We start from the raw sequence: 15,517 nt of genomic DNA, 5'->3' as shown, positions 1-15,517 counted from the left end.
AAGTTGTTGTTTCAATTCTCAACCCGGTCTGCGTATGGAGAATACGCTTCATGCTCAGGGACGACAGAACCAAAACACGAAGCATATGGCGAGACAGTAGGCATTCTCACTATGCAATTTTGGGGGTTTTTGGTCAATTCTTGCGGGTTTTAAAACTTACACGCGAAATTGCCGCAATTACTGACATCGCCAGAACCAGCAACCAGAAGTTACGCTGTTTCGTTTCACCCGCCCAATTGCCAGAGATACCACCTCCTATGGTAGCATCAATCACGCCCTTTTGATTGTAACTTAAACCGTTCACTACTCTGCCGAAGGGGTCCACGACGGCGGAAATTCCTGTATTAGCGCCGCGAATCAGAAACAGTCCCGTTTCCACTGCACGGAGCCTTGCCTGCTGAAAGTGCTGATGTGGTCCAGGGGTCGCGCCGAACCAGCCGTCATTGGTGACATTGAGCAATGCTGCAGCGCGCTCTACGTCTTGGCTTATCTCGTTCGGGAAGATCGCTTCGTAGCAGACCAGCGGATAGAACAGGGCGCCGCCGGGCAGCGTCAGCAGCGAGCGGGTCGGCGCGGCGGTAAAGCCGCCCGGCATGGCGATCGCGTCTGTTACGCCCATGCTTTTCAGCAGGTTCTCGTAAGGAACATATTCGCCGAAGGGCACGAGATGCACCTTGTCGGCAGCGGATATGATCTGGCCGTCACTGTCGATGACATAGATCGAATTGTAGAAGCGCGGCGCCATGCCGGCGCCCGCGTTTTCCGAGCGCACGGCGCCTGCGATCAGCACCTGCCCATCCTGCAGGACATCGGCAATACGCGCCAGCGCATCAGGGTTTTCGGTCAGGATGAAGGGAACCGAGGTTTCCGGCCAGACGATGATGTCGGGGCGCTTCCCCTCACCCTCCGGCGGCAATGCCGACAGGCGCAGATGCTCCTCGAAGATCTCGGCGCGATTGGTGTTATCGAGCTTCTGGGCCTGATCGATCAGTGGCTGGACAAGCCGGACCGTCTTGCGCTCGCCCGCAGCCGCCTCAAGGGCAGCATCAGCGCCGTGCAGACGCCAGGCACCATAGGAGAAATGGGCCATGAGCAGAAGTGCCGCGAGGCCAAGCCCCGCGACCTTGCCCTTGCCGGTTCCCAGCAGTGCCGGCGCGGAGAAGACGAAAACCGCAAGCACGCTGACGCCGAAGATGCCGATCACCACGGCCGACTGCATCATCAGCGGGGTCGGCATCGCTCCATAGCCGACGGCATTCCAGGGAAATCCGGTCAACACGAAGCCCCGGAGCCATTCGGCAACGCCGAAGGCGGCCGCAAGGGCAGCTATACGTCCGATCCCGTCAGACCAGAGAATACGGGCGAGTGCCGCCGCGAGCCCGTAGAAAAGTGCCAGAACAGCCGGGACGCCCAGCACCGCAAGCGGCAGCGCCCAGGCAAAGTCATCGGCCTCGACCAGCAGGGCATTGCCCAGCCACCAGAGGCTGGCGACGAAATAACCGAAGCCGAAGAGCCAGCCGATGAAGAAGGCCGATCGCAGGCGGCTCGAGACGCCGCCGGCCGGATTGCCAGTCGATCCGTCGATCAGCCAGACTAGCAGCGTGAACGACACGAAGAGCGCTGCGAAAAAACCGAAAGGCGGTAGGGCGAATGCGCCTACCGCTCCGGCAATGAATGCAAGGGCCACCCGGGGCATGCCCGACAGTAGCATGACCCTACCCGCCAGCCGCTCCATGGATGCCCCCTTTTGTCCCGAATCAGCGGGGGGAGTGTTTCAAAAAAAGCCCGCGATGTCGCGGGCTTTGCGGGATCCGATCAGCCTTCCGGCCGCGATGCACGGTCTTCCGAGGGCGCCGGAAGCAGGCCTGCCGGGACGGCCGGAGCGGGCAAAGCCTCCTCGCCCTTTACCTGGCGGCGGCGTGCAAGTGCGCGTTTGCGCAGTATCCGCACGCGCTTGATCCGGCGGGGATCTGCCTCGAGAATCTGGAATTCGAACCCGGGAACGGCCTGGACGACTTCGCCGCGGACGGGAATGCGTCCAAGGGCGGAGAAAATCAGGCCACCAAGCGTGTCGACATCTTCCAGGCGATCGCGGATGTCGAAATCCGACCCGATTGCCTTGGCGATCTCTTCAAGCTCGACGCGCGCATCGGCGACGAAGATGTCGTCGCCGGTCTTGGAAAACATGACTTCATCGGAATCGTGCTCGTCCTCGACATCGCCGATGACCATTTCCACGATATCCTCATGGGACACGAGACCGTCGGTGCCGCCATATTCGTCGATGACGAGGGCAAGCTGCGTGCGCGCGGCCTGCATGCTGCGAAGCAGATCCGATGCCAGCATCGACGGCGGAACGAAGAGAAGTTTGCGGATCAAACCGGCTTCGGCCACTGTCTGCTCAAGGTTGACGCGCCCCAGATCGAACGCAGCTTTCGGTGCGCGGACAGGCTTTTCGGATTTCTCTATAGTATTTGCAACCTGCGCTGGTGAATTGGCTCTAGAGCCGACACGGCGCTTGTTGCGCGCTTGCTTGGCGAGGTAGGACAAAAGGTCGCGGATGTGAACAAACCCGCGTGCATCGTCGAGATTATCAACGTAGACGGGCATGCGCGAGCGGCCCGTCTCTTCGAAATGGATCATCAGCTCGCCGATGGTCATGGTCATGTCCACCGCTTCGATGTCGGCGCGCGGCACCATGATGTCCTCGACGCGGACTTCGCGGAAGCGCAGGATGTTGTGCAACATCGCGCGCTCGTCCGGCGAAAAGGCATTGCTGATATTGGTATCGGCCATCAGCGCATCGGCGAGATCCTCGCGGAGCTGTTCGCCCTGCGACGGCCTCAGCAGGCGCAGGGCCCGCGACCAGAAGGAATTGTGAGATCGGGATGAGTGTTCGGACCTTGCCGAACTACTGCCCTCGTCTGACGAGGGTGAGTCCGAACTGTCCTTGCCCTCGCGGGCGACATTGCTCGAATAATCGTTCATTGTTCCAAACTACATTATCGGGTCTTGCCCCGCATAGGGGTCAGATAGGCCGAGCGCGGCCAGAATACGAGTCTCAAGTGCCTCCATCTCCTCCGCCTCGTCCTTCTCCATGTGGTCGTAACCAAAGAGATGGAGAAAGCCGTGGACCAGAAGATGGGTCAGATGATCGTCGAAAGTCTTGCCGAGATCAACCGCTTCCCGCTCGACAGTTTGCCTGGCGATGACGATATCGCCCAGCATCGGGCCGGGCATGCCGCCCGGTTCGAGCGGAAAAGCGGGGAAAGACAAGACGTTGGTCGGCTTGTCCATGCCGCGCCACTCGGCGTTAATTTCCCGGATGGAATCGTCGTCGGTGAAGACGAGCGACAGTTCCGGGGCCATGTCCGGAAAGGGCTGGTCTTCCTCGCGGACGAGAAAATCCGCGGCGGCGCCCAGCACCTTGCCGCTCAAAGCCTCCAGCATGGCCTCATCCGGCCAGCCGTCGTCTTCCACGCTGATCTGTATGTCTAACTCGGGCATGAGTGCTGATCCCGGCCGGATTACCGGTCGGGAGCTTCCTCGCTTTCCTCGTGGACGGCATATTGCGCGTCATAGGCCTTGACGATGCGGCCGACCAGCGGATGGCGCACGACATCGGTATCCTTGAAGCGCACGACGGACAGGCCTTCGACACCCTTGAGGATCTGCAGGGCCTCGACCAGCCCGGATTTGACGCCGCGCGGCAGGTCGACCTGGCTCGGGTCACCGGTGATGATCATGCGGCCGTTTTCGCCCAGACGCGTCAGGAACATCTTCATCTGCATCGAGGTCGTGTTCTGCGCCTCGTCAAGAATGATCGCGGCGTTGGACAGCGTGCGGCCGCGCATGAAGGCGAGCGGCGCGATCTCGATGACGCCGGCGGTGATCGCCCGATCGACCTTGTCGGCAGGGATCATGTCGTAGAGCGCGTCGTAAAGCGGGCGCAGATAGGGATCGACCTTTTCCTTCATGTCGCCCGGCAGGAAGCCGAGGCGTTCACCCGCTTCGACGGCAGGACGGGTGAGGATGATCTTGTCGACGGCACCGCGTTCCAGCAGCTGGGCTGCGTGGGCGCAGGCGAGATAGGTCTTGCCGGTACCGGCCGGGCCGACGCCGAAGACCAGTTCGGCGCGTTCCAGGGCGCGCATGTAAGCGTCCTGAGTGGGCGTGCGGGCCTGGATGGTCTTCTTGCGGGTGGAAATCTGCGCCATGGATAGCTTTGCCTTGCGCTCCAGGGTCGGGAGCGTCAGCTGGTCGTCTGCGGCCTGCGCCATGCGGATTGCGCCTTCGACATCGGATGCTTCCACGGAGCCGCCCTTCTGCAGTCGCTCATAAAGGAAATCGAGTGCGCGCCTTGCCTGGTTGGTGGCAACGACATCACCGGAAATGGAAACGGAATTGCCCCGTGGGCGAGCGTCAATGCCGAGACGCTGTTCGAGAAGCTTGAGGTTCTGGTCGAACTGACCAAAGAGCTCACTGGCTAATCTGTTATTCTCGAACGTCAAGACGAAGTGGTTGGCATCGGTCGCTGCGGATCGGGGTTGACGCGCTGTGGAAGAAACCAATTCTTGTGCGTTCAAGTAAACAAGCTCCTCACTTGCTGGTCAGGCCTTGATTAAACTCTCTGCCGGCTCGGCAAACAAGCTGTTCGGACCAGTCCCGGTGATTCGTACACTGATAATCTCACCGATTTGCGATGTTTTTGCATCAACATTCACAGACTGCAGCCAAGGCGAACGTCCAATCACCTGTCCCGGCATGCGGCCCGGCTTTTCCAGCAGCAGATCGATGGTCTTTCCAATGCAGGATGTGGCGAATTCGGCCTGCTGTTTCAAGAGCAGCGTCTGCAATCGCTCCAGACGTTCGGTCTTCACCTCTTCGGCCACATGATCGGCCAAGTCCGCGCCCGGGGTGCCAGGGCGGCTCGAATATTTGAACGAGAAGGCCGAGGCGTAATTCACATCCTCGACGATCTTCAGCGTGTCCTCGAAATCCTGGTCGGTCTCGCCGGGGAAGCCGACGATGAAATCGCCGGACATGGCGATATCCGGCCGTGCCGCGCGAATGCGCTCGATCAGGCGCAGATATTCCGCACCGGTGTGGCGGCGGTTCATGGCTTTCAGGATACGGTCGGAACCGGCCTGTACCGGAAGATGCAGGTAAGGCATAAGATTGCGCAGGTCGCGATGGGCCTCGATCAAGCGGTCGTCCATGTCGCGCGGATGGCTGGTCGTGTAGCGAAGCCGCGCGAGGCCGGGAATGTCGGCCAAACGGTAGAGAAGATCGGCGAGCCCGAGCCCCCTGCCCTTGTCGTCTTCCGAGCGCCAAGCGTTGACGTTCTGGCCGAGCAGCGTGATTTCGCGGACGCCGGCATCGACGAGGCGCTTCGCCTCATCGATGATCTGGCCGACCGGACGGGACACTTCGGAGCCGCGCGTGTAAGGCACGACGCAGAAGGTGCAGAACTTGTCGCAGCCTTCCTGCACGGTGAGGAAGGACGTGACGCCGCGCGAGCGGATGACCTTCTTCTCGGTTGCGGGCAGATGGGCGAACTTGTCCTCGACCGCATATTCAGTATCGACGACACGCTCACCGGCGCGGGCTTTTTTCAGCGCATCCGGCAGGCGGTGGTAGGTCTGCGGGCCAATGACCACGTCGACGGCGGGCGCACGACGGATGATCTCCTCGCCTTCCGCCTGAGCGACGCAGCCTGCGACGCCGATCATGAATTCGCGGCCTTCGGCGGCACGGATCTTCTTCATCTCGCGCAGGCGGCCGAGTGCGGAATAGACCTTTTCCGCCGCCTTTTCGCGGATGTGACAGGTGTTGAGCAGAACGAGATCCGCCTCATCCATGTCTTCCGTCGTCACATATCCCTCGCCAGCCAGGGCATCGCCCATGCGGGTGGAATCGTAAACGTTCATCTGACAGCCGTAGGTCTTGATGAAGACCTTGCGCGCATTGCTGCGCGTGTCGGGACAGGTGACGGGCTCTTCGGCCGGCGCGGAAAGGGAGACGTGTTCGTTCATGGCTGGCTCATACAGCAAGAAGGGCGCGAGTTGAAGCATTTCGTATGAGTCGGAATGGCCTGAGCGATCACAGCTGTCATGCGGCTTCGGGCTGCTGCTCAGCCGGTCGCCGGCATCTTCTTTCTGCGCCACCGGCGCCAGACCACGAAGGCAAGGCTTTCCACGACCATCAACACGATCAGCAGTTCCAGCGCCAGTTCCGAGACATTGCCATCGAAGGAGAGGCGCGCACAGGCATAGCCGATGAGGAAGAAGAGCGAGTTCCAGACGGCGACACCCAACAACGCCGCCATGGCGAAGGGGCCGGGATTGACCTTCAGGAGACCGGCGATCGCCGGAGCCACGAGCCTGACGGTCGGCACAAGCTGGGCGGTGAAGGACAGCGCAGCCTGGTTTGTGCGGAAATAGGAGATCATCTTCTGCACCTTGTCGGACGAGGTTCCGAACAGGAGTGCAAAGCGCGTGAGGAAACGTAACGATCGCTCCTCGGAAACACTCGCGGCACAGAAATAGTAGAGCGACCCTCCGATATAACTGCCTGCGATCGCGGCAATCAGGGCGGCGGCAGGCGACCACGCACCCGATTCCGCCCCGATGCCGACTGCCGCCATGATGGCGTAGGATGGAAAGATCGGGATGATGCGTTCGGAAAGGACGACGAGAAAAACGCCGAGCAGGCCGTATTCCGCCGACCAGTGTATCAGCTGTCCAAGTGGATCCATGATGTTTCCAGATACCGCCGATGCGCGGGATGCCGCCACGGCAGGACTTCAGATCGGGTTGACTTCGGGAGGCCGTTCAGCCGCCAATGGCGAACGACGCCTTTCCTACTCAATATAGGTTCAGTTCACGCTGCCGCCATCGGTTGCGCCGTCATTCGCGTCGTATTCGCGCTGCCGCAGATGGCGGATGAGCATGCGACGGAGTTGCGCGGTGACGTTCTGGCTCAGATGCTTGCGATTGTCGCCCGCCTTGAAGTCGATCGTGTCGCCGAAAGCCACATCCACATCGAGCGCGCCTTCCTTCATCACGCCCAAGAGATGCGGCGCCAGCTCAATATCACCAGGCCATGCGGCGAGCGGACGGTGGAAGCGGCCCATCGCCATGCCGTGAACCCTTGTATAGGCGAGCGTCACGGGCTGCACATGCACCAGATTGCCGGGCGTTGCGGGAGCGGCTGCGGCGGCTGCGCCGAACAGCGACGACTTCACCTCCATCAGGCGGTTGCCATCGGAGGTCGTGCCCTCGGGGAAGAGGACGACGATCTCGCCGGCATTCATCCGGGCGGCGATCTCGTTGACCTGATCACCGGTGCGGCGCTTTTCCTCGCGCACCACGAAGATGCATTTCTGCAGCTTGGCGAGTACGCCGAAGATCGGCCAATCAGCCACTTCCGCCTTGGCGATGAAGATGACGTCGGCGACGGCGCCGAGGACGAGGATGTCCTTCCACGAGACATGGTTGGCGGCGAGCATCAGCGGGCGCCGGCGCTCCAGATGACCGTGGGTGCGGATGCGGATGCCGAGCAGCCAGCAGGCCGAACGATGCCAGAGCCGCGGCACGTAGCGACGGATCTTGAGATCGAAGGCGAGGCCCACCAGCTGGAACGGCAGGAGGACCAGCGTGACCGCCACGAGACAGACGATGATCAGGCCGATCCGGATGTTGGTGATCACCGCAGGGCGTTCCTACTCGTCGTCCTTGTCGAGCGGGATGCCGTAGAGCTCCAACCGATGTCCGACCAGACGAAAGCCGTGCTCGCGGGCGATCCGCTCCTGCAGCGCCTCGATTTCCGGCGAGTTGAACTCGATCACATGGCCGGTGTTCAAGTCGATCATGTGATCGTGATGCTCTTCCGGCACGGTCTCGTAGCGCGAGCGGCCGTCACGGAAATCGTGACGCTCGATTATACCCTCGTCCTCGAACAGTTTTACCGTTCGATAGACGGTCGAGATGGAGATGCGCGGATCAACCTTGGACGAGCGGCGATACAGTTCTTCGACGTCCGGATGGTCGTCCGATTCCTGCAGGGTCCGCGCGATGACCCGGCGCTGCTCCGTCATGCGCATGCCTTTCTCGGCACACAATTCTTCCAGTGTCTTGGAAAGGTCCGTCATGACGTCCCGGCCCCCTTAAGCTTGATTGAGATTAGGGACTAGCGAAGAACTCGGCTCATGACAAGCGCCGCCGTCCGCCTGCCATCGGCCCCTGTGTAATAGGCCGGCCGCTCGGCGATCCGGGCAAATCCGAGCTTGCCATAGAGCGCCACCGCCGCCGCATTTTCCGCCTCGACTTCGAGAAACATGCTGTCGGCTCCGCGCGACGAAGCCTCACGAAGCGCCGCCTGCATCAGCCGCCAGCCAAGGCCCTGGCGACCGAATTTTTCCGATACCGCGACCGTCAGAATTTCAGCCTCGCCCGCCGCCTCGCGGCTCAGGACAAAGCCGGCCATCGGCCTCGAAAAAAAGGCATTGGTCTGGCGTGCGACGAAGCCAAAGACGTTTTCCTGCATCAGCAGGTTCTGGAACTCTCCGTCGCTCCACTGGCGCGGGAAGCGGAAGCCGTGGAGTTCGGAAATCTCACGGCAATCGGCCCCTTCCATGGGTACGACCTCGAAGAACGGCTTCCAGCTCAGATAGTCGTCGAACATCGCCTACACTCTTGCCAGCGCAAATCCGGTCTGTGGCTTGGCGTCCGGTCCACGCAGATAAAGCGGCTTCGGCCTACCCTCGCCCGCATCCTTGGCCGCTCCAATGCGTGCCACGGTGCCGATATCGAAACGGTCGGGCGATGACGGCCTGTCGGCCCCCTTGTCTGAGACGTTACCGCTCCACGAGCCTGTTGCCTGCGCCGAAAACGACGTTACCAGTTCGCGGACGTCGGCAGCAGAAAGGGCTGCCGCTTCGTTGAGTGCCACGCCTTCCGGTGAAAAAGCCTGAGCGTAAATTTCCTCGCGCTTGGCATCCATCGTCACGACCACAGGGCTGCCGGGATTGCTTGCCAGATAGTGGGCGGCCAGCGTTTCCAGCGTGGTTACGCCGACGCATTCGATGCCGAGCGACAGGGCAAAGCCACGGGCCGCCGCCACGCCGACGCGGATGCCGGTAAACGAGCCCGGTCCGACGACGACCGCGATACGGCCAACACCGTGAAGATCGACGGAAGCCTCGTCCAGTGCCTGGTCGATGACGGCCATCAGGCGCTCGGCATGTCCCTTGCCGATCTCCTCGGAAACGGCGGAGAGCAACTTGTTCGACGAATCGTCGTAGACAGCCGCAGAACAGTCAATTCCCGCGGTGTCGATGGCCAGTGTGATCATGGATGCATTCGCCGGACGTCAGAGCGCCTCGACGGCCTGCACTTCGGGAACGAAGTGCTTGAGCAGGTTCTGCACCCCGTGCTTGAGCGTCGCCGTCGATGACGGGCAGCCCGAGCAGGCGCCCTTCATGTTGAGATAGACGGTGCCGTCCTTGAAGCCCTTGAAGGTGATATCGCCGCCATCCTGCGCGACGGCCGGACGAACGCGGGTTTCCAGCAGTTCCTTGATCGTGGCGACGAGGGTTTCGTCACCTTCCTCGAAGAACTCGCCTTCCTCATCCAGGTCTTCCGCCATGGACGAACCACCGCCCATGATCGGCTGGCCGGACATGAAGTGTTCCATGATCGATCCGAGGATCGCCGGCTTCAGGTGCTGCCATTCCGAGTTGGACTTGGTGACGGTGATGAAGTCGTAGCCGAAATAGACGCCGGTGACGCCGGGCACGTCGAAGAGACGCGCCGCCAGCGGCGAAGCGTCGGCTTCGTCGCCATTGCGGAACTCAGCCGTACCTTTTTCGAGGACCACCTTGCCGGGGAGGAACTTCAGCGTCGCCGGGTTCGGCGTGGTTTCCGTCTGAATGAACATGGTCGTGCTCCTGGCCGGCGAGCGGCGCTAAGTTTAGAATTCTTCCAAAGAAGATAAACTTTCTCATCTTTGGGTTCAAGTGCGCCTTTGCAATCTCCCGGTCAATAGCGAGATCATGCCAGTGCGTCGATTTCCTCGTCGGACAATGTATCAGGCAGAACGGTGACGGGGATGGGGAAAGCGGTGCCGCGGCCGCCGATGGCGGAAACGAGCGGACCCGGGCCTTCCTTGGCCGAACCGGCGGCGAGAACGAGGACGGCGATGTCGCGATCCTCCTCCACCAGCGCGTTGATCTGCTCGGTGGCGCTGCCTTCCCGGATGACGATTTCGGGATCGATGCCGATCGCTTCACGGACCTTCTGCGCGGATTTGGCCATGACGGCCTCGGCCTGCTCCATGGCCTCGGCCCGCATGATCTGCTCGACGCCGAGCCATTGCTGGAAGTCGCCTTCCGGGATGATGTAGAGGAGGACCAAACCGCCATTGGAATTCTTGGCGCGGCGGCCGGCGTAATGGACCGCTTTCTCGCATTCGGGCGTGCCGTCGATGACGGCCATGAATTTGCGCCGGTGTCCTTCCAGCCGCGAAAGTCTCTTGGAAACCATGGCGTCCCCTCATTGCCCGTATTCTCGACCGACGCGGTCGCGTCGCGGACCTTATACCAACCCGCAAAAATGAAAACCCGCCGCAATTGACGGCGGGTTTCACGTTATTTTCAACGATGGATCAGCGCAGGAAGCCGATGATGTCGAAGACTTCGTCCATGACCTTCCGGGCCCGGGCGCCGGCCCGCTCGCCGCCATCCTTGAGGATCGCGTCGATATGGGTCGTGTCGTCGAGAAGGCGGCGCATCTCGGCGCTGATCGGTGCCAGAACCTCGACGGCGAGATCCGCCAGCGCCGGCTTGAAGACCGAGAACTGCTGGCCGCCGAATTCGGCAAGCACGTCCGCCTTGGTCTTGTCGGCGAGCGCCGCATAGATGCCGACGAGGTTGTCGGCTTCCGGACGGCCGGCCAGACCTTCGAGTTCGCTCGGCAGGCCTTCCGGATCGGTCTTGGCCTTGCGGATCTTCTTGGCGATCTCTTCCGGCTCGTCCATCAGGTTGATGCGCGACAGGTCCGACGGATCGGATTTCGACATCTTCTTGGTGCCGTCGCGCAGCGACATGACGCGCGGTGCCGGGCCGCCGATCAGCGGCTCCACCAGCGGGAAATAGCCGTGGATCGGCTCTTCGCCGACGACCATGTCGACGCCCGTGCCGGTCGTGCGGATCTTCTCCTGGAAGTCGATGTTGAACTTCTGGGCGATGTCGCGGGCAAGTTCCAGATGCTGCTTCTGGTCGTCGCCGACCGGAACGTGGGTGGCGCGGTAGACGAGGATGTCGGCCGCCATCAGGCTCGGATAGGCCAGCAGGCCGAGCGAAGCATTCTCGCGGTCCTTGCCGGCCTTGTCCTTGAACTGCGTCATGCGGTTCATCCAGCCGATGCGGGCGACGCAGTTGAACACCCAGGCGAGTTCGGCATGCTGCGGCACGGCGGACTGGTTGAAGACGATATGCTTTACCGGATCGATGCCCGAGGCGATGAAGGCGGCGGCGATCGAACGGATCTGGCCGCGCAGGTCGTCATGCACGAGCTGGGCGGTGATGGCATGCAGGTCGACGACGCAATAAATGCAGTCGTTGTTTTCCTGCAGGGCGACGAATTTGCGGATCGCGCCGAGATAATTGCCGAGATGGAGATTGCCGGTGGGCTGCACACCGGAAAAGACGAGCGGCTTGAAGCTATTCATAATGTCCTCGAACAGGCGGTTGGAAGGCCCCAGGCCCTGGAATCCGCGGTACCGAGAGGTGTGATGATCTCCGGCGGCCGCGGCCCGCGGGCCATGTAGCTAACGCCGCGCTCTAAGCACAGCCGGCGGGGCGGAATCAAGTGGCAGTTTCATCCGCACGCTGGATGAGATCCCAGAGATTGCCGTAGAGATCGGCAAATACCGCGACCGTGCCGTAGGGTTCGTGCCGCGGCTCCTCAAGAAAGCGGACGCCCTTCGCCAGCAACGCCTCATGATCACGATGGAAATCGTCGGTCTTCAGGAAGAAGCTGACGCGGCCGGCCGTCTGGTTGCCGATTGCGGCCCTCTCCTCGTCACCGTCGGCGCGGGCCAAGAGGAGTGCCGCCCCTTCTCCGCCCTTCGGCCTCACCACGACCCAGCGCTTACCTTCCGGCAGCGGACCATCAAAGGCGCAGTCGAAGCCCAGAACGCCACAGTAGAAAGCCTTGGCCGTGTCGTAGTCATCGACAACGAGGGTCACGAGAAAGATCGACTGGCTGGTCATGAAAACTCCCGGTCTTTGAACAATGGCGATACGATATGCCGAAAGCTCGGCGGAGTCCGCCCTTGGCGATCCTCGGGTCTCGCTTTGCTCGCCCGAGGAGGACGGGCATTTCTTGCATTTCGGCCGGCACATGTCGGGTGCCTCGAATTGAATTTTTAACAATGACACTCGGTGTGTCCCGTTCGGTGTGTTTTTCCACGAAACTCCGGTCCATCTGCGGCGGCAGGGTTTAATGTCCTTACGGACTGCCGGCCGTGATGTGTGCGACACACGCACCTTACCCTTGCTGGAAGGAGAGGCAGACCATTTTGTGCGCAGCCCCGCATGTCCAATCTGCATCAGGGCGGTTCATATGGTCACCGGTCCCGTCTCGCCGGCAATGTCGAGCGGTGTAGCCGAAGCAGAACGGCCGGATTGTAGGCACGACATAGAAGCGCGGGGATAAGGTTTTGCGTAAGTACCTGGAATTGTTCGTGTGAGATGTCGGAACGTCCCCAGGAGGCATAACCTGCCTTTTTGCCAACTCTCCGTGCGGGCCTTCTCAAATTGCAACCCGGACCTATTTACTTCCCCATAACAGAGGAAGAAGCATGTTCAAAAAGCTAGCCATAGTCATGGTTTCGGCCATGACCGCTTTCACCGGTCTCACGCCGGCGCAGGCTCTGCCGCTTGGCCCGATTGCCCCGGCGATGGAGAGATCCGACGTTCAGCAGGTTCGCGACCGACGTGATAGACGTGAATATCGCCGTCACCACTACGACCGACGGGACCGGTACAGCCGGAGCCACCGACACCACCGGGACAGGCATTATTCCCGTCGCCATCACCGCAACAATAATACTGCGGCAATCATAGGCGGGCTGGCAGCCGGCGCCATTATCGGCGGCGCCATCGCATCTCAGAACCGCGCAAGCAGCTGTGCTGCCCGCTACCGGTCCTACCGCGCATCCGACAACACCTATCAGCCGAACTACGGTCCACGCCGCGTCTGCCGCTGAGGCTATACACGGTTTCTAGAGTTGAGACCCGCCGCTGCCCGTGGCGGGTCTTTTTTTCGCGAAGCTTCTGCCTCCGGGATGTCCTCGTAGGCGTGCCAACACCTCGATGAGTGGCGACATTTAGGGATGCTTCATGCCGAGCGTGGTGATACCCTCATAGGCCCCATACGATCACAAGGACGAGATCTTGTCCGTCAGCGCGACCCAGCCGCCGGGTTCCATGATCAGCGCGGCGACATCGTATCTGCCGAGCACCGCGAGCGCCGAGCGGCGGGTGAAGAGTTCGGCGACGAGCTTGGTCGCAGGCCCCGCGTCGCGGTGGAAATAGAAGCTCTGGCGGGCTTCGTGCACCACCCGGTCGAGTTCGGCCGACGGCAGACGGCTGGCCGGCGGGTTGTGGGCCTCAAGCGCTTCTCTGGCAGCCGAAAGCCCCTTGCCCTTCAGGCGCGGCGGGCGGTCATGCTCGCGCAGCGCCTCGTTGGCTTGCCTCAGATTCTTGCCGGCGAGGCGCGGCGGCTTACGGCGGGCAAGATAATTGTCACGTTCGAGAAATTCATCGGGATCGAGCCGGTGCATGCGGCACCAGGCGCGGAACTGTTCCTGATAGGCAATCCAGTGGATCTCCAGCGCAAGCCTTGCGCAGTTTTTCGCATGAAAAGCCTTATCAAAGGTCTTGGCGGCGGCAGTCGCGCCATTGACGGCGCCGGTGACGGCCGACGTGACGATTTCCCCCAGCACCGGGATCGAGCCGGTGACGAGCTTTGTGCCCTCGATGCCCGACTTGTGCGCCTTGACCTTGATGACTTCCCTGACCAGTTCCGACAGCGAGACGCCGGATGTCATGTCGGCCTCCAGCGCGTCGATCTCTCGCGCAAGGATCTTGAGCTGTGTCAGATGGGCGGCGGTAGATACGGTCGTGTTCGCCTGCTTGGCGATCGAGAGCGCATTGACCGGAAGGTGGCCCATGGAGGCAGCGACCGCGACCGAGCCGGCAACGCCAAAGCCATTGCCCCCCACTTCCTTGATCCGCCGGCGCTGCAGGTATTTCAGCGTCGCCGGGCTTTCCGTCGTGATGTCGCCCTTGCTGTGCCCGTGGGCAACGAAATGCGGACTGGGTGGCACCTCGATCTTGGCATTGCCCTTGGCCTTGTAGCTGTTCTGCGCGCCCTGGGCGACATGCTGGCCGAGCGCCGCATAACCGACGCTCTGGCCACCGTTCGCAGTACCAAAAGCAACGTCGAGACAGGTCATGACGATGTCGGTGATGGCGAGGGGCGCGTCCTTCTTGTCGTATTTGCCCTTCTTGTCCGCGGCGGCGGCAACGGCACTGTCGCCCCGCGAACCTGATTCGCCGCGGGAGCGCGACGAGCGCGAAAAAGGGTTGGAGAGCGAAATGTCCTTGGAAAATCCAAACATGGTAACAGCCTCTTATGGAGGAGCTGGCACCAGTCGGACAGTGCCACATCCGTATGAAATCATCTGATGTACCGCTGAACTATGGCCAGCCCGCCAAAGCCCGTCAACCTTCAGTTTTGCAACAATTTTCTAACAAAGAAAAACACCCGTACAAGCCAAATAGAAGCATTCGCCGTGGCAGTCTTAGTTAACGGCTATTAAGACTTAGGGCCAAGAAATCCCAATTTAGAGTAAATTGCTCCTTATTCACGTCACTTTTCAGAAAGAAATACCCCGACACACAAGTTGACCTGTCCTGACGACAGGTCCTTTCCCAGGGGATTTCCATGCGCATCTTTTCTCGCGTCGCGCTGGCCTGCCTTTTGGCATTCAGTCTGAACGTCAACGCCGAGGCCGCAGGCAAGAACGACAAACGCCGCGGCACCAGCTTCAAGCACGATTATTCGGCCTTCTACACCGTTCAGCGCGTCAGCGTCCGGACAGGCTGTTTTCCCGAAAAGCTGGAGGCCATTCTTGCCCATATCGCCAAGCAGACAGGCCACAAGCCGATGGTGACATCCGGCCACCGCCCGCGCTCCGGTACATCACAACATAGCCGCTGTTATGCCGCAGACATCCGGGTTCCGGGTGTCTCAGAAAAACGCATCTTGGCGGCAGCCCGCACCGCGCCCGGCATCGGCGGCATCGGCCGATACTGCAACGGCATCGTGCATGTGGATATCGGCCCGAGCCGGACCTGGGCCCATTGCGGTAAGAAGGGCAAGGGAAGCCTTGCCAATCTGAAGCGCAGGAGCAAGAGCAAGGGCAGCGAGAGCTGAGCGAGACGGTA

General features: G+C 61.2%; 17 protein-coding genes. 2 read left to right on the top strand and 15 right to left on the bottom strand.

Going from position 1 to position 15,517, the window contains the following annotated elements:
- Nucleotides 1-133 precede the first annotated feature (133 nt).
- The 14 genes from lnt to BM216_RS06190 form a co-directional block, all read right to left on the bottom strand.
- On the bottom strand, nucleotides 134-1,735 hold the full coding sequence (gene lnt / locus BM216_RS06255) for an apolipoprotein N-acyltransferase (RefSeq protein ID WP_092996589.1): 1,602 nt from the start codon (nucleotides 1,733-1,735) through the stop codon (nucleotides 134-136).
- An 80-nt stretch (nucleotides 1,736-1,815) separates the two neighbouring features.
- Nucleotides 1,816-2,988: a hemolysin family protein gene (locus tag BM216_RS06250; protein WP_092996585.1), complete on the bottom strand. Its 1,173-nt coding sequence runs from the start codon at nucleotides 2,986-2,988 to the stop codon at nucleotides 1,816-1,818.
- Between the two features lie 9 nt (nucleotides 2,989-2,997).
- Nucleotides 2,998-3,507 (bottom strand): rRNA maturation RNase YbeY, encoded by a 510-nt coding sequence (gene ybeY, locus BM216_RS06245; protein WP_092996582.1) that lies wholly within the window; start codon nucleotides 3,505-3,507, stop codon nucleotides 2,998-3,000.
- A 20-nt stretch (nucleotides 3,508-3,527) separates the two neighbouring features.
- Entirely contained in the window at nucleotides 3,528-4,586 is a 1,059-nt protein-coding gene (locus BM216_RS06240) for a PhoH family protein (protein WP_092996579.1), read from the bottom strand.
- Nucleotides 4,587-4,610: 24 nt separating this feature from the next.
- A complete protein-coding gene (gene miaB, locus BM216_RS06235; protein ID WP_092996999.1) occupies nucleotides 4,611-6,035 on the bottom strand; it encodes a tRNA (N6-isopentenyl adenosine(37)-C2)-methylthiotransferase MiaB in 1,425 nt (474 codons plus the stop codon).
- A 98-nt stretch (nucleotides 6,036-6,133) separates the two neighbouring features.
- Entirely contained in the window at nucleotides 6,134-6,757 is a 624-nt protein-coding gene (locus BM216_RS06230; RefSeq protein WP_092996576.1) for a DedA family protein, read from the bottom strand.
- Between the two features lie 120 nt (nucleotides 6,758-6,877).
- The gene (locus tag BM216_RS06225) at nucleotides 6,878-7,711 is read right to left on the bottom strand and encodes a lyso-ornithine lipid O-acyltransferase (RefSeq protein ID WP_092996573.1); all 834 of its coding nucleotides are present in this window, start codon (nucleotides 7,709-7,711) and stop codon (nucleotides 6,878-6,880) included.
- 12 nt (nucleotides 7,712-7,723) lie between these two features.
- The gene (locus BM216_RS06220; protein WP_092996570.1) at nucleotides 7,724-8,152 is read right to left on the bottom strand and encodes a Fur family transcriptional regulator; all 429 of its coding nucleotides are present in this window, start codon (nucleotides 8,150-8,152) and stop codon (nucleotides 7,724-7,726) included.
- Nucleotides 8,153-8,190: 38 nt separating this feature from the next.
- Nucleotides 8,191-8,685, bottom strand: a complete 495-nt coding sequence (locus BM216_RS06215) for a GNAT family N-acetyltransferase (protein WP_092996567.1) — start codon at nucleotides 8,683-8,685, stop codon at nucleotides 8,191-8,193.
- Between the two features lie 3 nt (nucleotides 8,686-8,688).
- The gene (gene tsaB, locus BM216_RS06210) at nucleotides 8,689-9,354 is read right to left on the bottom strand and encodes a tRNA (adenosine(37)-N6)-threonylcarbamoyltransferase complex dimerization subunit type 1 TsaB (protein ID WP_092996564.1); all 666 of its coding nucleotides are present in this window, start codon (nucleotides 9,352-9,354) and stop codon (nucleotides 8,689-8,691) included.
- Nucleotides 9,355-9,372: 18 nt separating this feature from the next.
- A complete protein-coding gene (locus BM216_RS06205) occupies nucleotides 9,373-9,939 on the bottom strand; it encodes a NifU family protein (RefSeq protein WP_092996561.1) in 567 nt (188 codons plus the stop codon).
- A 113-nt stretch (nucleotides 9,940-10,052) separates the two neighbouring features.
- Complete coding sequence (locus BM216_RS06200; RefSeq protein ID WP_092996558.1) at nucleotides 10,053-10,544, bottom strand: universal stress protein; 492 nt, start codon at nucleotides 10,542-10,544, stop codon at nucleotides 10,053-10,055.
- A 121-nt stretch (nucleotides 10,545-10,665) separates the two neighbouring features.
- Nucleotides 10,666-11,730, bottom strand: a complete 1,065-nt coding sequence (gene trpS / locus BM216_RS06195; RefSeq protein WP_092996555.1) for a tryptophan--tRNA ligase — start codon at nucleotides 11,728-11,730, stop codon at nucleotides 10,666-10,668.
- Between the two features lie 136 nt (nucleotides 11,731-11,866).
- Nucleotides 11,867-12,274, bottom strand: coding sequence for a VOC family protein (locus BM216_RS06190; RefSeq protein ID WP_092996552.1), 408 nt, complete (start codon nucleotides 12,272-12,274; stop codon nucleotides 11,867-11,869).
- Between the two features lie 590 nt (nucleotides 12,275-12,864).
- Between BM216_RS06190 and BM216_RS06185 the strand changes: the two genes are divergently transcribed.
- A complete protein-coding gene (locus BM216_RS06185) occupies nucleotides 12,865-13,272 on the top strand; it encodes a BA14K family protein (RefSeq protein ID WP_092996549.1) in 408 nt (135 codons plus the stop codon).
- A gap of 171 nt (nucleotides 13,273-13,443) precedes the next feature.
- Here the strand turns inward: BM216_RS06185 and BM216_RS06180 are convergent, their stop codons facing one another.
- Nucleotides 13,444-14,688, bottom strand: a complete 1,245-nt coding sequence (locus tag BM216_RS06180) for a hypothetical protein (protein WP_092996546.1) — start codon at nucleotides 14,686-14,688, stop codon at nucleotides 13,444-13,446.
- 326 nt (nucleotides 14,689-15,014) lie between these two features.
- Here BM216_RS06180 and BM216_RS06175 point away from each other — a divergent pair, with 326 nt between their 5' ends.
- Nucleotides 15,015-15,506 (top strand): YcbK family protein, encoded by a 492-nt coding sequence (locus BM216_RS06175; RefSeq protein ID WP_092996543.1) that lies wholly within the window; start codon nucleotides 15,015-15,017, stop codon nucleotides 15,504-15,506.
- Nucleotides 15,507-15,517 lie beyond the last annotated feature (11 nt).

The organism is Rhizobium sp. NFR07 (assembly GCF_900111905.1).
Lineage (GTDB): Bacteria > Pseudomonadota > Alphaproteobacteria > Rhizobiales > Rhizobiaceae > Neorhizobium.
This window is presented reverse-complemented; position numbering and strand designations above follow the sequence as displayed.